14 protein-coding genes are annotated in these 17,605 nt (G+C 69.4%); 8 read left to right on the forward strand and 6 right to left on the reverse strand.

The window, feature by feature from the left end:
- Positions 1–89: 89 nt before the first annotated feature.
- Positions 90–617 (reverse strand): CinA family protein, encoded by a 528-nt coding sequence (locus HNR51_RS08425; protein WP_182554655.1) that lies wholly within the window; start codon positions 615–617, stop codon positions 90–92.
- Entirely contained in the window at positions 614–1,936 is a 1,323-nt protein-coding gene (locus HNR51_RS08430) for a bifunctional 2-C-methyl-D-erythritol 4-phosphate cytidylyltransferase/2-C-methyl-D-erythritol 2,4-cyclodiphosphate synthase (protein WP_182554656.1), read from the reverse strand. Before HNR51_RS08430 ends, HNR51_RS08425 begins: the two co-directional genes overlap by 4 nt.
- A gap of 127 nt (positions 1,937–2,063) precedes the next feature.
- Between HNR51_RS08430 and dusB the strand changes: the two genes are divergently transcribed.
- From dusB to hflX, 8 genes are all read left to right on the forward strand, one after another.
- Complete coding sequence (gene dusB, locus HNR51_RS08435; protein WP_182554657.1) at positions 2,064–3,092, forward strand: tRNA dihydrouridine synthase DusB; 1,029 nt, start codon at positions 2,064–2,066, stop codon at positions 3,090–3,092.
- Positions 3,092–4,237: a two-component system sensor histidine kinase NtrB gene (locus tag HNR51_RS08440; RefSeq protein WP_012454812.1), complete on the forward strand. Its 1,146-nt coding sequence runs from the start codon at positions 3,092–3,094 to the stop codon at positions 4,235–4,237. Before dusB ends, HNR51_RS08440 begins: the two co-directional genes overlap by 1 nt.
- 10 nt (positions 4,238–4,247) lie before the next feature.
- On the forward strand, positions 4,248–5,714 hold the full coding sequence (ntrC, locus tag HNR51_RS08445) for a nitrogen regulation protein NR(I) (RefSeq protein WP_012454813.1): 1,467 nt from the start codon (positions 4,248–4,250) through the stop codon (positions 5,712–5,714).
- A gap of 275 nt (positions 5,715–5,989) precedes the next feature.
- Complete coding sequence (locus tag HNR51_RS08450; protein WP_182554658.1) at positions 5,990–7,627, forward strand: DEAD/DEAH box helicase; 1,638 nt, start codon at positions 5,990–5,992, stop codon at positions 7,625–7,627.
- A 64-nt stretch (positions 7,628–7,691) separates the two neighbouring features.
- Complete coding sequence (locus tag HNR51_RS08455; protein ID WP_182554659.1) at positions 7,692–10,091, forward strand: sensor histidine kinase; 2,400 nt, start codon at positions 7,692–7,694, stop codon at positions 10,089–10,091.
- Positions 10,088–11,458, forward strand: coding sequence for a nitrogen assimilation response regulator NtrX (ntrX, locus tag HNR51_RS08460; protein WP_012454816.1), 1,371 nt, complete (start codon positions 10,088–10,090; stop codon positions 11,456–11,458). Before HNR51_RS08455 ends, ntrX begins: the two co-directional genes overlap by 4 nt.
- A gap of 241 nt (positions 11,459–11,699) precedes the next feature.
- The gene (gene hfq / locus HNR51_RS08465; RefSeq protein WP_003600267.1) at positions 11,700–11,954 is read left to right on the forward strand and encodes an RNA chaperone Hfq; all 255 of its coding nucleotides are present in this window, start codon (positions 11,700–11,702) and stop codon (positions 11,952–11,954) included.
- Positions 11,955–12,069: 115 nt separating this feature from the next.
- Positions 12,070–13,485 carry a GTPase HflX gene (gene hflX / locus HNR51_RS08470; protein ID WP_182554660.1) on the forward strand — a complete coding sequence of 472 codons (1,416 nt, stop codon included), beginning with the start codon at positions 12,070–12,072 and terminating at the stop codon, positions 13,483–13,485.
- 137 nt (positions 13,486–13,622) lie between these two features.
- Here hflX and HNR51_RS08475 read toward each other — a convergent pair whose 3' ends face one another.
- From HNR51_RS08475 to copM, 4 genes are all read right to left on the reverse strand, one after another.
- On the reverse strand, positions 13,623–15,191 hold the full coding sequence (locus HNR51_RS08475) for a SulP family inorganic anion transporter (protein ID WP_152277334.1): 1,569 nt from the start codon (positions 15,189–15,191) through the stop codon (positions 13,623–13,625).
- Positions 15,192–15,201: 10 nt separating this feature from the next.
- Complete coding sequence (locus tag HNR51_RS08480) at positions 15,202–15,909, reverse strand: carbonic anhydrase (RefSeq protein WP_182554661.1); 708 nt, start codon at positions 15,907–15,909, stop codon at positions 15,202–15,204.
- A gap of 300 nt (positions 15,910–16,209) precedes the next feature.
- The gene (locus HNR51_RS08485) at positions 16,210–16,521 is read right to left on the reverse strand and encodes a hypothetical protein (RefSeq protein ID WP_012454820.1); all 312 of its coding nucleotides are present in this window, start codon (positions 16,519–16,521) and stop codon (positions 16,210–16,212) included.
- Between the two features lie 671 nt (positions 16,522–17,192).
- A complete protein-coding gene (copM, locus tag HNR51_RS08490; RefSeq protein WP_182554662.1) occupies positions 17,193–17,579 on the reverse strand; it encodes a CopM family metallochaperone in 387 nt (128 codons plus the stop codon).
- Positions 17,580–17,605: the final 26 nt, after the last annotated feature.

The following is a 17,605-nucleotide window of genomic DNA, read 5'->3' on the forward strand; positions in this document are numbered from 1 at the left end:
TTCCAGATCCCGCGCGACGTCTGGAGGATCCTTCGAGGCTTCGCTTGGCTGCGCACCTCAGGATGGGGTCCAGGGTTGGAGACGTGCGCTCAGGCTGTTTTGCGTGATGGTGCGTCGGGGTGGAGGCCGACCGCCTCTTCGAGCAGTTCGATCGCCTGCGCCACCGCCAAGTGCCGGATCGCCGTCCGGCCCGGATTGCCGAAGCGCCGCTCGACATGGCGCGTCGGCACGCCCTTGGCCGCGAGCGCGAAATGCACGAGCCCGACCGGCTTCGCCGCGCTGCCGCCGCCCGGCCCGGCGATGCCGGTGATGGAAACGGCGATATCGGCCCTTGAAGCCTTGAGCGCACCCTCCGCCATGGCACGGGCCACCGGCTCGCTCACCGCGCCGTGCGCCGCGATCAGCTCCATCGGCACGCCGATCGCCTCGGCTTTGGCCTCGTTGGAATAGGTGACGAAGCCCCGCTCCACCACAACCGAAGAGCCGGGTACCGCCGTGAGCAGCCCGGCCACGAGCCCGCCGGTACAGGACTCGGCGGTCGCGATTTTCTGGTCCGCCGCCGCATAGGCCCGCACCAGCGCCTCGGCGCGGGCGAGCAGGGCGGCGTCTTCGATCACGAGCGACGCTCGTTGGTCTCGGCCTCGGTCTCGATCTCGGCGCAGACCTCCGGCAGGCGCACCGTGGCGGCGGCCTGGGCGGCGAGGCCCTCGGCGCGGCCGACGAAGCCCAGTTTCTCCGTCGTCGTCGCCTTGATCGAGACGGCGGAGAGCGGCACGCCCGCCACCTCGGCGATGCGGGCGCGGATCGCCTCGCGGTGCGCGCCGATGCGCGGCGCTTCCGCCAGCACCGTCACGTCGAGATGGTCGATCTTGCCGCCGCGGGCCCGCACCAGCTCGCAGGCATGGGCGAGGAACTGGTCGGAGGCGGCGCCGCGCCACTTCTCGTCGGAGGGCGGGAAGTGGGTGCCGATATCGCCGTCGGCGATGGCGCCGAGCAGCGCGTCGGTCAGCGCGTGCAGGGCCACGTCGCCGTCGGAATGGGCGAGCACGCCGCGATCGGCGGGGATCTTCACGCCGCCGAGCCAGACATGGTCGCCCTCCGTGAAGGCGTGGACGTCGAAGCCGGTGCCGAGGCGGGTTACGTAGGTGGTCATGGGGCCATCAGATATCGCGGGCGCGTTGTCAGAGAAAGCCCGGCCGGAGAATGCCCGGTCGGCCTCGATCAGATCCGCGGCCTGGGTGATCTTGCGGTTGCGCGCGTCGCCCTCGAACACCACGACCGGCTGGCCGGCCCATTCGGCGAGGGCTCCGTCATCGGTGAAGCCGTCGCGGCCCTCAGCCACGGCCCGCCGATGGGCGTCGAGGAGCAAGCCGAAGCGGAAGCTCTGCGGTGTCTGAACGGCGCGAAGATTTTCCCGCGCCGGGGTTTCGTGGACGCGGCCGATGCCCGGGGCAAGCTCTTCAACCAGTTTGATCGTGTCGGAAACCGCGATGCCCGGCACCGCCGCCCCGTGCCGGCTCCCCGCCGCGACCGCGCGGGCGATCAGCGCGTCGTCGACGAAGGGGCGCGCGGCGTCATGGACCAGGACGAGATCCGGCGAGCCATCGCGCGCGAGCCCTTCGAGTCCCGCCGCCACCGATTGCTGGCGCGTCGCCCCGCCCGGCACCGGCTCGGCGAGCTTTGCGCGGTGCGCCGGTTCGAGGTCGGCGAGGCATTCGCGGTAGAAATCCTGCGCGTCGGGCGCGATCACCGGCTGGATGCGGGCGATGCGCGGCGATTGCGCCAGGGCCGCCAGCGTCCGCGTCAGCACCGCGCGCCCGCCGACGCGACGGTACTGCTTGGGCAGGTCGCCGCCGACCCGCAACCCCTTACCGGCGGCGACCACGACCGCCGCGACCGTTTCGCTGTCCTGAGACCGCGCGGCTTCATCGGACATGCTGGGGCCTCGAACGAAAATCATCTGGGGATGGATGGGGTCGCCGCGTCCTTATGCGTCAAGATGCGCGAAGGCAAACGCGGCAGGCGCTTGCGTCCTTCCACCGTTTGGCTATTTCTTGTGCACAATGACACGTGACCATTATTTGAGCGCGCTGCGCGGAACGGACGACCGGGGGGCCGAGAGCCCGCCCGTGCTTCTGGCGCCCCTGTCAGGTGTCACCGATCTCCACATGCGACGCCTCGCGCAACGGCTCGGTGCCAGCGCCGTGGTGTCCGAGATGGTCGCGGCGGCCGAACTGGCGAAGGGCGATGCCGAATCGCAGGTACGGGCCGAGGGCGCCGGAATCAGCCCCCACGTGGTGCAGCTTGCCGGCTGCGCCCCCGCGCCGATGGCCGAGGCCGCCCGTATCGCCGTGGCGAACGGCGCGGATGCCATCGACATTAACATGGGCTGCCCGGCCAAGACCGTGACCGGCGGCGAATCGGGCTCGGCGCTGATGCGCGACCTCGACCATGCGGCCCGGCTGCTCGCGGCGGTGCGCGGCGCGGTGGCGGTTCCGGTCACCGTGAAGATGCGGCTGGGCTGGGATCATGCGAGCCTCAACGCTCCCGACCTGGCACGCCGCGCCGAGGCACTCGGGCTCAATGGCGTGACGGTCCACGGCCGCACCCGGCAGCAATTCTACAAGGGCCGGGCCGATTGGTCGGCGATCCGGGCCGTGGTCGAGGCCGTGGGCATCCCCGTCATCGCCAACGGCGACATCACGAGCCTGGACGAAGCCCGAGCCTGCCTGCGGGAATCGGGCGCGGCGGGCGTGATGATCGGGCGCGCGGCGGTCGGGCGTCCCTGGCTCGTCGGCGAGATCGCCGCCGGCCTGGCCGGCCGGGCGGTCGTGCCGCTCTCCGCGGAGGCGCGGGCGGCGGCGGCCTGCGAGCATTACGAGGGGCTGATCGCCCTCTACGGCGCGGCGATGGGCGTGCGCCACGCCCGGAAACACTTGGCCGCCTACGCCGATGCGGATGGCGGCCTGAGCGCCGACGACCGGCGCCGCCTCGTGACCACCACCGATCCGGCGGAGGCGCTCCGGCTCCTGCGCCGCGCTTTCCTCGAACCGGCCGGGAGGGCGACGCCGCCCCTCGGTGAGGCGGCTTGATGCCCGATTCCCTTCATCCGGCCGACGACCCGAACCCGGCCTCCCTGCCGGCGGCCGAAGCGGTGCTGAACGCCCTGCCGCTGCCGGTGCTCACCATCGGCCCGGACGAGCGTATCCTGCGGGTTAACCACGCCGCCGAGCTGTTCTTCGACGCCTCCGCCCGGCTGATGCTGCGGGGGCGGCTTCGCGACATCATCCCCTTCTCCTCGCCGATCATCGCGCTGGTGGCCGAGGTGCGCCGCCGCCGCTCCAGCGTCTCGGAATACCGGGTCGAGTTGGTCCAGCCCCGCTCAGGCACCGAGCGCAGCGTCGACGTCTTCGCCACGCCGCTTCGCGACGAGGACGACTCGGTGGTGCTGATGCTCCAGGAGCGCACCATCGCCGACAAGATGAACCGGCAGCTCACCCATCGCGGGGCCGCCCGCTCGATGATCGCCCTCGGCGCGATGCTCGCCCACGAGATCAAGAACCCGCTCGCCGGCATCCGCGGCGCCGCGCAGTTGCTCGAACAGGAGCGCGACGACGAGGACCGGCTCCTCACGCGGCTGATCTGCGATGAATCGGATCGGATCGTGCGCATCGTCGAGCGGATGGAGCTGTTCGGCGACGAGCGGCCGGTGGAGCGCGGCCCCGTCAACGTCCACGGCGTGCTCGATCAGGTGAAGCGCTCGGCGCAATCCGGCTTTGCCCGTCACATCCGCTTCATCGAGAACTACGACCCCTCGCTGCCGCCCGTCCTCGGTAACCGGGACCAGTTGATCCAGGTGATCCTGAACCTCGTGAAGAATGCCGCGGAGGCGATCGGCACGGACACGGTGGAGGGCGAGATCACGCTCTCGACCGCCTTCCGCACCGGCCTGCGCCTTCAAATCCCCGGCTCGCGCGAGCGCGTCAGCCTGCCCATCGAGGTGGCGGTGCGCGACAACGGGCCGGGCATTCCGCCCGACATGCTGTCCGACCTGTTCGATCCCTTCGTGACCACCAAGGCGCAGGGATCCGGCCTCGGACTTGCATTGGTGGCCAAGATCGTCGGCGATCATGGGGGCATCGTCGAATGCGATCCCGTTCCCCGCCGCACCGCCTTCCGGATCCTGCTGCCTATGTCGAGCGCCCGTGATGGGCGTGAATCGGCTGCGGAGCGTTGAGTCGAGAGCCATGCCCAACGGCCACATCATCGTCGCGGACGACGACGCCGCCATCCGCACCGTGCTGAACCAGGCCCTGTCCCGGGCCGGCTACGAGGTTCGCACGACCTCGAATTGCTCGACGCTCTGGCGCTGGGTCGCGCAGGGCGAGGGCGACCTCGTCATCACCGACGTGGTGATGCCGGACGAGAACGTGTTCGACCTGCTGCCGCGCATCAAGCGCGTGCGGCCGGAACTGCCGATCATCGTCATGAGCGCGCAGAACACTTTCATGACGGCGATCCGCGCCTCCGAGCGCGGCGCCTACGAGTACCTGCCCAAGCCCTTCGACCTGAAGGAACTGACGGCGATCGTCGGCCGCGCGCTGTCCCGGCCCCGCGGCGCGCCCGCGCCCGGCGCGGGTCCGGAGAACGAGGACATCCCGCTGGTGGGCCGCTCGCCCGCCATGCAGGAGATCTATCGGGCGTTGGCGCGGCTGATGCCCACCGACCTGACCGTGATGATCACGGGCGAGTCCGGCACCGGCAAGGAGCTGGTCGCCCGCGCGCTGCACGATTACGGCCGCCGCCGCACAGGCCCGTTCGTGCCGGTCAACATGGCGGCGATCCCACGCGACCTGATCGAGTCGGAACTGTTCGGCCACGAGAAGGGCGCCTTCACCGGCGCGCTCTCGCGCTCGGCCGGCCGGTTCGAGCAGGCGGAGGGCGGCACGCTGTTCCTCGACGAGATCGGCGATATGCCGATGGAGGCGCAGACCCGCCTGCTGCGCGTGCTTCAGCAGGGCGAGTACACCACCGTCGGCGGGCGCGTGCCGATCAAGACGAACGTCCGCATCATCGCCGCCACCAACAAGGATCTGCGGGTCTCGATCCAGCAGGGCATCTTCCGCGAGGACCTGTTCTTCCGCCTGAACGTCGTCCCCTTGCGTCTGCCGGCGCTCCGGGAGCGCGCCGAGGACGTGCCGGATCTCGTGCGCCACTTCTTCGTGCTGGTGGAGCGTGAGGGCCTGACCCGAAAGACTCTCGACGCCGACGCCATGGAGCGGCTCAAGCGATACCGCTGGCCCGGCAACGTGCGCGAACTCGAGAACTTGGTCCGCCGGCTCGCCGCGCTCTATCCGCAGGAAACCATCACCGGCCCGGTCATCGAGGCGGAACTCGACACCCTGCCGCTGGCGCAGCCGGCGACCGCCGGAAACGGCGCAGCCCGCAAGAACGGGGCGTCCGACAGCGAGACGCTGTCCGGTGCGGTCGAGCGGCACCTCGCCGATTATTTCTCGGGCTATCGCGACACGCTGCCCCCGCCCGGCCTCTATCACCGCATCCTGCGCGAGATCGAAGGGCCGCTGATCGGCGCGGCCCTCGCCGCCACCCGCGGCAATCAGATCCGCGCGGCGGAGTTGCTGGGGGTCAACCGCAACACGCTCCGCAAGAAGGTGCGGGATCTCGACCTGCAGGTGTTCCGCACCTCGCGGTGACTTGATCCTCGAATCGATCGATCAGTCAGGGCTCGCATCGTGGGCCGATGGCGGTGCGCTCTGACCTCATCAATCGGGAGCCGTCATCCCGGGGCCGCGCAGCGGAACCCGGGATCAACCTGCGATGTGCGGTGATATCGAGCCCCGTCGTGGATTCCGGGTTCGCTTGTCAGCGACCCGGAATGACGACCGGAGGGTATTCGATCCCAGGCCCAAGTCCACACGGCCTTGTTTCTCCTCTGTTCTCAACGGCCGCGCTTCGCTAAAGGCGCGGCATGCTGCGCCTTCGCGAGTACCAGCGCGCCGCCCTCGACGCGCTCGATCGGCATTGGGATCAGGGCGGTGGCCCCGGCCTCGTCGTGCTGCCGACCGGCGCCGGCAAGGCGCTCGTCATCGCCGCCCTGATCCGCGAATGGCTGGAACGGGCGCCGAGCGCGCGGATCTGCGTCCTCACCCATGTCCGCGAACTCGTGGTGCAGAACCACGGCGAGCTGCTGGCCTACTGGCCCGAGGCGCCCGCGGGCATCTTCTCCGCCGGAATCGGGCGGCGGGAGGCGGATGCGCAGGTCGTCTTTTGCTCGATCCAGTCCGTGCGCGACCGCGCCGATTTGTTCGGGTCGATCGACCTCGTCGTGATCGACGAGGCTCATCTCGTGCCGCGTTCGAGCGAGACCGGCTACGGCCGTTTCCTCGCCGCCGCGCGCGCCGCCAGCCCGGATCTCAAGGTCGCGGGCTTCACCGCGACGCCCTATCGCCTCGATTCCGGCCGGCTCGACGAGGGCGAGGGGCGGGTGTTCGAGCGGATCGTCACCGAAACCCTCGTCGGCGACCTGATCCATCAAGGCTATCTCGCACCCCTCGTCTGCAAGGCGACCGCGCTCGCCCTCGACGTGACGGGCGTGCCGAAGCGCGGCGGCGACTACATCCCGTCGGCCCTGGAGGCGGCGGTCAACCGCGAATGGATCACCCGCGCCGCGGTCGAGGAGATGGTGGGCTACGGCCGCGAGCGGCGGGCCTGGCTCGCCTTCTGCGCCGGGCTCGCTCATGCGGAGTCGGTGCGCGACGCGATTCGGGCGGAAGGCTTCTCGTGCGAAACCGTGACGGCCGAAACCGGCAAGCGCGAACGCGACCGCATCGTCCGCGAGTTCCGCGCCGGAAAGATCCGCTGCCTCGCCTCGGTCGGCGTGCTCTCCACCGGCTTCAACGTGCCGGAGGTCGATCTCATCGCGCTCCTGCGCCCGACCCAGTCGGCCGGGCTCTACGTGCAGCAGGTCGGGCGCGCCCTGCGCCGGGCGCCGGGCAAGAGCGACGCGATCGTGCTCGATTATGCCGGCCTCGTGCGGATGCACGGCCCCGTCGACGCCGTGAGCGCCCGCAGCGTCGCGCTCGGGCCGGCAGCCCCAGGGATCGGCCGAGCCAAGCCCTGTCCCGGTTGCGGCGCTCTGATCGCGCTGAACGCGAGCACCTGCGAAGCCTGCTGGGTCGAGCCGGACTCCGAGGAGGACGAGGCGCCCCACGCCGCGAGCGCCGAAGACGCGCTGCCGATCCTGTCGGAGGCGATCTCGCCCTGGCGCGAGGTGACCGGCTGGCACCTCGATCGTGGACCCGGCGGCTCCGGTCCGGACCGGCTCGAAGTCGCGCTGCGCTGGCGCGGCGGCGGCTGCCGGGTCGAGGTCTGCCTGGAGCATTCGGGCCATGCACGCGAGAAGGCGGTGTCCTGGTGGCGCGGCTTCGGCGGCGCCGAGCCGGTGCCGATGTCGGTCGCCGCGGCCCTGGAGCGGGCGGACGAGCTGGAGCGGCCTGAGGCCCTCAAGATCGACACCGCCGGCCGGCTCTCCGAGAGCGTGACGGTGCGGTTTTCCGATGGGCGGCGCTTCCGCGACCTGCGCCGCTGGGGCGGTCTGGCCGCGTGATCCGGGACTCAAGCGTGGCTGATTCGTATTAATTTCGCCACACTGTTGTGGCCCCGCATCAGCAATGCCGCTGCTGTCGCGACGTACCCAGGAAGCGCCGTCCGATGCCCCGTCCCCGGAGGACGGCGCGGAGGCGGTCGCGCGCCGGTTCGACTCGCCTCCGAAGGGGCCGGGCTGGATCGGTGCGGCCGTCGTGGTCACGGCTCTGGTTTCCGCCTCGGTCACGTTCCTGATCCTGGCCGGCATCATCCAGATCACACGGACGCCGACCTCGGGCGTCGTGCTCCTCGCGGTCAATGCGGCGCTCGTCCTCGCCCTCGTCGTGGTGATCGCCTGGGAGGCGCGGGTCTTCCTGCATGCCCGGCGCACCCATGCCTCGGTGGCGCGGCTGCATACCCGCATCGTCGGCCTGTTCAGCCTGATCGCGATTCTGCCGACGATCCTGCTCGCCATCGTCGCCTCGGTCACGATCGATGTCGGCCTGTCGCTCGGCTTCACCGACCGGGTCCGCGACGTGGTGCTGAAGTCCGTGCAGGTTGCGGACGCCTATCAGGAGAATCACTGCCAGTCGCTCGCCCGCGAGATCCGCATCTTCGCCGACGACCTGACCCGCGCCCGGCCGAATTTCGATGTGAACCGCGAGTGGTTCGAGGGCTTCATGACGGTCCGCGCCCAGGCGCTCGGCCTGCCGATCGTCAAGATCATGCGCGGCCCCAACGAGGTGGTGGCCCGCGCCAATATCGACGTGCTCAAGCAGACGCGTCTGCCCTCGGCCGCCGCCTTCGAGGATGCGGCGAAGTCGAGCGACCCGATCTGCCTGCTGCCGAACGAGGGCCGGGTCTTCGCCGCGCTGATGCGGATGCCGGCCTACGACAACGCCGTGCTCCTGGTGCAGCGCGAGGTGAGCCAGCTCGCCATCGACTTCCCCGGCGTCGCCCGCGCGGCGGCGGCCGAGTACCTGACCTACGACGAGCTGCGCCGCTACGTGCAGATCGCCTTCGCCTCGGTCTTCATCCTGATCGCGCTGATCACGCTGCTCTCGGCGGTGTGGTTCGGGCTGAACTTCGCCAACCGCTTCGTCGCCCCGATCCGCCGGCTCATCAACGCCGCCGACGAGGTCGCCGCCGGCAACTTCTACGCCCGCGTGCCGGCGCGGAAATCGGACGGCGATCTCGCCCATCTCGGCGAGAGCTTCAACACCATGACGCAGGAGCTGCGCCGCCAGCATGACGGCCTGCGGGCGGCCAACGACCTGATCGACCGGCGCCGCCGCTTCACCGAGGCCGTGCTCTCGGGGGTCTCGCCGGGCGTGCTCGGCGTCGATGCCGATGGCGTCATCACCATCGCCAATCCGGGCGCGGAGCGGACGCTGGGGCTCACGGCCAAGGAACTCGTCGGCCAGCCGCTGACGAATGTGGTGCCGGAGATCGCCGCCCTGTTCCCCGAGGCCGAGGGACGCCAGCGCGCTCTGCAGCAGCAGATCCAGCTCGTGCGCGGCGGTCGCGAGCGCACGATTGCCGTCCGCGTCACCAGTGAGCAGGCGCAAGGCGAAGCGCGCGGCTACGTGGTGACGCTCGACGACATCACCGATCTCGTCTCGGCGCAGCGCACGTCGGCCTGGGCCGATGTCGCCCGCCGCATCGCCCACGAGATCAAGAATCCGCTGACCCCGATCCAGCTCTCGGCCGAGCGTATCCGGCGCAAGTACGGAAAAGTGATCACCGCCGACAAGGAAGTGTTCGAGCAGTGCACCGCCACGATCGTGCGGCAGGTGGACGAGATCAAGCGGATGGTGGACGAATTCTCCTCGTTCGCCCGGATGCCCAAGCCGGCGATCACGCAGCAGGATCTGGCCGAGATCGCCCGGCAGAACCTGTTCATGCTGCGCATGGCCCATCCCGATCTGGACTTTCCGTTCGATACGGTCGGCGCCGATGCGCAGGGCCGTGTCGTCGCCGCCTTCGACGTGCGACTCTTCTCGCAGGCGCTCACCAACATCCTCAAGAATGCGGTCGAGGCGGTCCAGGCGGTGCCCGAGGACGTGCTGACGGCCGAGGGCGGCAAGGGCCGGGTCGCCCTGAAGCTGATGGTCGAGGATGCGTTCGTGGTGATCGAAGTCACCGACAACGGAAAAGGCTTTCCGGCAGAGGGGCGCCAGCGCCTGCTCGAACCCTATATGACGACCCGCGAGGGCGGGACCGGCCTCGGCCTGGCCATCGTCTCCAAGGTGCTGGAGGAGCATGGCGGGGGGATCGAACTGAACGACAACCCGGAGGGGCGCGGCGGACAGGTCCGCATGCGGCTGCCGCGGGAGGTCGGGCGGGACGGCGATCAGAATTCCGAGCCCGGCGCGGGAGGGGGGCGGACACGCTCCGCGGCGCCGGACGCGCGTGACGGGACAACGATGGACAAGAATACGGAGGGCGCCATGGAAGCGCGACGCGTCGCGGAGATGCAGCCATGAGCGCCGACATCCTGATCGTCGACGACGAAGCCGACATCCGCGATCTGGTCGCGGGCATCCTGGACGACGAGGGGCACCGCACCCGCACGGCGGCGGGCTCCGACGAGGCGCTGGCGGCGATCGAGTCGCGCCGGCCCCACCTCGTCTTCCTCGACATCTGGCTCCAGGGCTCGCGCCTGGACGGCTTGCAGGTGCTCGACCTCATCAAAGCCGGCCACCCCGACCTGCCGGTGGTGATGATCTCGGGCCACGGCAACATCGAGACCGCGGTGGCGGCGATCAAATCCGGCGCCTACGACTTCATCGAGAAGCCGTTCAAGGCCGACCGCCTGATCCTCGTGGCCGAGCGCGCTCTGGAGGCGTCCCGCCTCAAGCGCGAGGTGCGCGATCTCAAGGTCCGCTCGGGCCAGGCGAGCCGCATCGTCGGCGGCTCGGTGGCGGTCAACCAGCTCCGTCAGACCATCGAGCGCGTGGCGCCGACCAACGCCCGGGTGATGATCTCGGGTGCGCCCGGCGCGGGCAAGGAACTCTCGGCGCGCACCCTGCACGCCGCCTCCTCGCGGGCGAGCGGCCCCTTCGTCGTCATCAACGCGGCGACGATCACGCCGGAGACGATGGAAGCCGAGCTGTTCGGCGTCGAGGGCGGCGAGGGCCGGGTGCGGCGCGTCGGCGCCCTGGAGGAGGCCCATGGCGGCTCCCTCTACATCGACGAAGTCGCCGATATGCCCAAGGAAACGCAGAGCCGGATCCTGCGCGTCCTCGTCGATCAGAACTTCCAGCGCGTCGGCGGCACCGCCCGCGTCCACGTGGACGTGCGCATCATCTCGTCCTCCTCCCGCGACCTGACGGAGGAGATCGCCGCGGGCCGTTTCCGCGAGGATCTGTTCCACCGCCTCTCGGTCGTGCCGATCCGCATTCCCTCGCTCGCCGAACGGCGCGAGGACGTGCCGGAGCTCATCACCTTCTTCATGGAGCAGATCTCGGCGGCGACCGGCCTGCCGCGGCGACGGATCGCCGAGGATGCCATGGCGGTGCTGCAGTCGCACGACTGGCCCGGCAACGTCCGCCAGCTGCGCAACAACGTCGAGCGGCTGATGATCCTGACCCAGAGCGATCCGGAGCAGGACGTCACGTCGGAGATGCTGCCGACCGAGATCGGCGCCCTGGTGCCGACGACGCCGACGGGCGCGGGCGGCGAGAAGCTGATGAGCCTGGCCCTGCGCGAGGCCCGCGAGATCTTCGAACGGGAATATCTCATCGCCCAGATCGCCCGCTTCTCCGGCAACATCTCCCGTACCGCCGAATTCATCGGCATGGAGCGCTCGGCCCTCCACCGGAAGCTCAAGTCGCTCGGCATCGGCCCGTAAGACGGTCCGCCGGTTCGGCGCTGGTGCGCGCGCCGAGCCGAAAATCGGCGGTGGGAGCGATTGCAAGGGGTGGATATTGACGCTGCGCGCCGCGGGGGACCTCTTGCATCGCGGCAAGCTTCGCCCTGTAATGGAATCGGCCGGGAGCAGCGGTCCCGAAACGGACGAGGCGCCGGCCCGCGACTCAAGGCACGGGGCCGACCGATCCGCGGTTGCGGTCTCGAAACAAGGATAAAAAGAAATGGCGGGCGAGCGCGCTCAAAACCTCCAGGACACGTTCCTGAACCATGTCCGCAAGAACAAGATCCCGCTGACGATCTTTCTCGTCAATGGCGTCAAGCTTCAAGGTGTCGTGACTTGGTTCGACAACTTCTGCGTCCTGCTCCGCCGCGACGGGCACTCGCAGCTCGTTTACAAGCACGCGATCTCGACGATCATGCCGGGCCACCCGGTGCAGTTGTTCGAGCCGGACGAGACCGCTCCCGAGAAGGCGTAACGCTCGTAACCGACATCTGACGGCGCGACCGGATATTTCCCGTCATTTGCGGAAGCGGGCGGATGCAAAATGGCGTCATCGTTCCGACATAAGGGAGCGATGACACGGAGACTCCATGACTGAAATCCTTCCGCCGGGCGAAGCACGCCTGCAGGCGAAGGCCGCCCCCGAGGGCGAGATTGCCGCCGCGACCCGCACCCTGGTGCTCGGTCCCTACCTCAACCGCGCCGCCCAGCGTCCCGTGCCCGGACAGACGGAGACCGTCCGCTCCGACGAGGCGCGGCTCGACGAGGCGGTGGGCTTGGCGGCGGCCATCGACCTCGACGTGGCCCGGGCGATCGCGGTGCATCTCCAGCGCCCGCGTCCCTCGACCTATCTCGGCAAGGGCCGGGTCGAGGAGGTCGCCGGCCTCATCAAGGCCGAAGAGATCGGCCTCGTGGTGATGGACTGCGCCCTCTCGCCGGTGCAGCAGCGCAACCTCGAGAAGGCCTGGGGCGCCAAGGTCATCGACCGGACCGGGCTGATCCTCGAGATCTTCGGCCGGCGCGCCTCGACCCGCGAGGGCACGCTGCAGGTCGAGCACGCCCATCTGGCCTACCAGAAGTCCCGCCTCGTGCGGTCCTGGACCCACTTGGAGCGGCAGCGCGGCGGCTTCGGCTTCCTCGGCGGCCCCGGCGAGACCCAGATCGAGGCCGACCGGCGGATGATCCAAGAGCGGATGACACGGATCGAGCGCGATCTCGACGCCGTCACCCGCACCCGCGGCCTGCACCGCAAGAGCCGGGCGCGGGTGCCCTACCCGATCGTCGCGCTCGTCGGCTACACGAACGCGGGGAAATCGACCCTGTTCAACGCTTTGACCAAGGCCGAGGTGCGGGCGCAGGACATGCTGTTCGCCACCCTCGACCCGACGGCGCGGGCGACCAAGCTGCCGCACGGCGAGACGGTGATCCTGTCCGACACCGTGGGCTTCATCTCGGATCTGCCGACCTCGCTGATCGCTGCCTTCCGCGCCACGCTGGAGGACGTGATCGAGGCCGACATCCTGCTCCACGTGCGCGACGTCTCGCACGGCGACACCCAGGCGCAGGCCGAGGACGTCGAGGGCGTACTGCGCGAACTCGGCATCGAGCCGGATGCGGAGCGGATCATCGAGGTGTGGAACAAGGCCGACCTCTTGGACGACGGCGAGCGGACCCGGCTTCTCAACCTCAGCGCCGCGCATCGCGGCGCGGGTCCGGCGCCGATCCTCGTCTCGGCGCTGACGGGGGAGGGGCTGCCGGCGCTCGCCGAGCGGATCGAGGGGCAGGTGGCGCGGGCGCGCTCGACCTTCGCGGTGACGCTCCCGCCGGAGGACGGCGCCGCTCTCAACTGGCTCTACGAGAATGCCGAGGTGCTCGACCGGCAATCCGAGACCGGCGGCGCGATCGCGCTGACGATCCGGATTGCACCGGAGAAGGAGCCGCGCTTCCTCAACCGGTTCGAGGCGGCCCAGCGCATCGGCGGCCCGGTGACTGCGCCGACCGCCTGAGCCGCCCCTTCACGGTCGCTTGGCGGCTCCTTCACCCAGTGCCGCAACCGTTCCTCGAACGATGCTGCCCTTGAAACGGGAAGAGCCGGTGCCGCTCCTGGCGGCACCGGCTCTTTTTTCTCTGCGGTCCTGCGTCCTCAATCCTTCGGCGCCGCGTGGGCGACCATGGCGAGGCTGTGGTGCAGGCCGCTGGCGCCGCCACCGACGACCTCGACACGGGAGCCCGACCGGGCCCGGCGCGCCGCCCATTCCCGGATCATCTCCAGGCAGGTGTGGTCGACATGGCGCAGATCCTCCGCCGCGAGGCGGACCGGCGAGCCCTCCGGCGTGCGCTCCAGCGCCGCGTTGAGGTGCGGCAGCTGCAGGAAGGTCGCCGAGCCCGAGAGGCGCAGTTCCGGCACCGCCTGGACCGCACCGCCCTGCACCGTCTGCGCCGCGCCGCCCTCGATCTTCAGCGGCCCGCGGAGGTAGTGCGGGATCACCTGGACGAGGCTCAGGGCGAGGCCGGTGAGCACGCCGGTCAGCAGGTCGGTGGCGACGACCATCACCATCGTGGCGAGCCAGATCGCGGCGGTGGGCAGACCGTAACGCTCGTGCAGGTGGAAGGCATGGGCGGGGCTGACCAGACGCCAGCCCGTCACCACGAGGATGCCGGCGAGCGATGCCGTCGGCACCACCTTCAGCACCATCGGCAGGACCAGCAGGAAGGCGAGGATCCAGGTGCCGTGCAGGATGGTGGAGGCGCGCGAGGCCGCGCCCGCCTGGACGTTGGCCGAGGAGCGGACGATCACGCCGGTCATCGGCAGGCCGCCGGCGAGACCGCAGAGGATGTTGCCGATGCCCTGCGCGCCGAGTTCGCGGTTGTACTGCGTGCGTGGGCCGTCATGCATCCGGTCCACCGCCGCCGCCGAGAGCAGGCTCTCCGCGCTGGCGATGACCGCGAGGGTGACCGCCATCAGGATCATCGCCGGCTCGGCCAGACGGCTCCAGTCGCCCGCGCCCGGAAGGGCCACCGCCGACAGGATGTTCTCCGGCACCTCGACCCGCTTGACCGACATGTTCCCGACGACGGCCACGAAGGTGCCCGCCAGGACGCCGACCAGGGCGCCCGGGATTAGCTTGAAGCGAGCCGGCCGGATCTTCTCCCAACCCAGCATCGCGATGATGGTGGCGCCGCCGACGATCACGGCGCCGGGGCGGTTGCCGTCGGGGCCGGAGACGAAGTTGAAGAAGGCGGCGGGAATCGCCACGAGATTGTCGATGCCGCTGGCCTTGGGCAGGGCGTCGGTCAGAACGTGGATCTGCGCCAGCACGATCAGGATACCGATGCCGGCGAGCATGCCGTGCACCACCGCCGGGGAGATCGCCCGGAACCAGCCGCCGACCCGGAGGGCGCCGGCGAGAAGCTGGATGGCGCCGGCCGCCACGAGGACCGGGCCGAGGGCGTCGATGCCGTGCTCGCGCACGAATTCGAAGACGATGACGGCGAGGCCCGCAGCCGGGCCGCTGACCTGAAGCGGCGAACCGGCGAGGAAGCCGACGACGATGCCGCCGATCACGCCGGTGATCAGCCCGCGCTCGGCCGGAACACCGGAGGCCATGGCGATGCCCATACAGAGGGGCATCGCCACGAGGAAGACGACGAAGGAGGACGGAAGGTCTCGTCCGAGGGTCGACGGCATCAGCCGGGCGAGGGCGGCGCGCATTGCAAGATTCCTACTCCGCTGCGATGGCATGAGGGCCGGCGAATTCCGGCGTGGCGATCCGGGCGGCCGAAGCCTGGGCGACGGGGAATCCCGCGGCCTCGTCGATGGGGACGAAACGGCCGCGCTCGCCGCAATAGGCGAGCACTTGGCCGCTCTCGATCTCGAAGAACCAGCCGTGCAGGCGCAGCTTGCCGCGGGCCAGGGCCGCCGCCACGCTCGGATGGGTGCGCAGGTTGTTGAGCTGCACCACGACGTTTTCGAGAGCCAGCGCCCGGTGGCGCTCCTTCGGATCCATATCCTCGGGATAGGCCTCGCAGACGATCCGGTTCGCCGCGTGGCTGTGGCGCAACCACGCCGCCACGTTGGGCATGTTTCCGAGCGCTTCGGGGTTCATGAGCCCCTTCATGGCGCCGCAATCGGAATGGCCGCAGATCACGATGTCCCGCACGCCGAGGGCGACGACCGCGTACTCGATGGCAGAGGAGACGCCGCCGTTCTGCTGCGAGAAGGGCGGTACGATGTTGCCGGCGTTGCGGCACACGAAGAGATCGCCCGGCCCCGACTGGGTGATGTGCTCGGGCGAGACGCGGGAATCGGCGCAGGCGATGATCAGCGCCTGCGGCTGCTGACCGTCGCGGACCAGCTGCTGATACATCTGCTGTTGGCCCGGGAAGACCGTCCCCCGGAAATTCGAGAGGCCTTGGATGATGCCGTCCACGTCAAACCCCGCTGGCCGTCACCACGCGTGGGCTGACGCGCTGGGACGCATGAGATGCTGGCTGGATGACCGGCGGCGTTCGCCGGCCGGTCGCGTAGTCCGATCAGACGAGACGCGGCCCTGCCGGCGCATCCGTCGGGCACAAGGGGGCCTTCACCGCCGCAAGGCTTGCGGCGGTGTGGAGCCAGCAGGATCATGTTCGGGGTGTTCGGCCGGCCCGAAGCGGGGCGACCGAAGGGTCGTTCAGAAGGACGGTGGCCGGCGACGCGACCTGAGAGACGCCGCCGGGTGAGCCTGTGATTACCGCGCCCGGCGGGGTGCGGTGCCGGCCGACCAATGCGGCTCGACCACGCCCCGGCGCACGGCCGCGCGGGCGGCGACGCTCTTGGCACCGGCGTTCTCGCTGAGCATCGGCGCGCCGAGGATCTGGCCCGTGCCGGCCCGCTGCGAGTGGAGCGAGCGGGGATCGTGGTAGGGGTCGTCCACATAGCTGCTCATGAAGCCGCCGCCCGCCTGCTGCCGGCTGCCGCTGCCGCCGTCCTGCGCCTGCGCCGTCATCGGCAGAGCGATCGCCGCAGCAGCCAGGAGGCCGAGTGTCATCATCTGCTTCATATCGATATCTCCTCTTAATCCCTGAGACGCGAACTTTTTTCGTCTTCTTCGAATGCCGCAATAAGACAGTAATTTCAGGATTTATATTTGGAAAGTGCGTTTTATCACGCAAAAATACTATAAATTTAATCCCGAGCGTCCGTGCGCCGGGTGCGCAACTGCACATGCCGCCGATAAACTGCGCGTGATCGACGGATGAAAATCGATCAGATCAGATCAGGATTTAATCCGGTCTCAAGCTGATAAAATGCACGCGCAGCTTATAGGCGGTCCTCTGCAGGCGTTGATCGGCGATTTGGCAGCAGAAACGGCGCAGCTTCACCGCGCCAGGAGCAGCCGCTCGACGGGAGGCAGTATGTTTCGAACCGGAGGTCGTCTCGGGTGACAATCATCGCCGATCCGGCTGATCCACATCGCGGACGCGGATCTGGGCTTTGTAGGGATGACAAGCGCCGAGGGGACCGGAAGTGCTCGCCCATTGCCGGAGCCGGTCCGACCGGTCGATCGCGCAGAAAACGAACCCGATCATCGGATCACGGTGCGTCAAATCTCGGATGCGAAGCGTCTTTAATCCAGGCCGTGTCCGGCTGGTCCGAACAGGGCGTCCCGGCGCGGCGGGCGAAGCAATCGCGGGGTCGGCGGCCCCGTCCCGCGACGAGGCCGCCGGCGTGTCAGCGCTGCCCGGCGCCCTGTTTGCGCTTCAGGAACGCTTCCATCTGCGTGATCTCGACATCCTGCGCCTTGATGATCTCCTCGGCGAGGCGGCGGATCTCCGGATCCTTCGAATGCTCGAGGGCGATCTTGGCCATCGCCACCGCACCGCGATGATGCGGGATCATTCCGCGCACGAAATCGACATCGACGTCGTTGGTGTAGCGGATATCCATCTCGCGATGCATGCGGGCGTCGGCATCGCGGAACGCCTTGGTGGCCGCGCTGTCGCTTGCCGCGGTCTTCGCGTCCGGCTGGCCGTGCCCGTGATGATGGTGCGCCTCTTCGGCAGCGACCGATCCGGCAAGAAGACAGCCGAGAAGCGTTGCAGGAAGGATTTTGATCATCGCGTCTATTCCTGAATCGAGACCAG

Source organism: Methylorubrum thiocyanatum (assembly GCA_014138645.1).
Lineage (GTDB): Bacteria > Pseudomonadota > Alphaproteobacteria > Rhizobiales > Beijerinckiaceae > Methylobacterium > Methylobacterium thiocyanatum.

Coding starts and splice junctions, on each gene's coding strand:
- HNR51_RS08430 (WP_182554656.1), bottom strand. CDS start 1,936: ATGTCCGATGAAGCCGCGCGGTCTCAGGACAGCGAAACGGTCGCGGCG.
- dusB (WP_182554657.1), top strand. CDS start 2,064: ATGACACGTGACCATTATTTGAGCGCGCTGCGCGGAACGGACGACCGG.
- HNR51_RS08440 (WP_012454812.1), top strand. CDS start 3,092: ATGCCCGATTCCCTTCATCCGGCCGACGACCCGAACCCGGCCTCCCTG.
- ntrC (WP_012454813.1), top strand. CDS start 4,248: ATGCCCAACGGCCACATCATCGTCGCGGACGACGACGCCGCCATCCGC.
- HNR51_RS08450 (WP_182554658.1), top strand. CDS start 5,990: ATGCTGCGCCTTCGCGAGTACCAGCGCGCCGCCCTCGACGCGCTCGAT.
- HNR51_RS08455 (WP_182554659.1), top strand. CDS start 7,692: ATGCCGCTGCTGTCGCGACGTACCCAGGAAGCGCCGTCCGATGCCCCG.
- ntrX (WP_012454816.1), top strand. CDS start 10,088: ATGAGCGCCGACATCCTGATCGTCGACGACGAAGCCGACATCCGCGAT.
- hfq (WP_003600267.1), top strand. CDS start 11,700: ATGGCGGGCGAGCGCGCTCAAAACCTCCAGGACACGTTCCTGAACCAT.
- hflX (WP_182554660.1), top strand. CDS start 12,070: ATGACTGAAATCCTTCCGCCGGGCGAAGCACGCCTGCAGGCGAAGGCC.
- HNR51_RS08475 (WP_152277334.1), bottom strand. CDS start 15,191: ATGCGCGCCGCCCTCGCCCGGCTGATGCCGTCGACCCTCGGACGAGAC.
- HNR51_RS08485 (WP_012454820.1), bottom strand. CDS start 16,521: ATGAAGCAGATGATGACACTCGGCCTCCTGGCTGCTGCGGCGATCGCT.
- copM (WP_182554662.1), bottom strand. CDS start 17,579: ATGATCAAAATCCTTCCTGCAACGCTTCTCGGCTGTCTTCTTGCCGGA.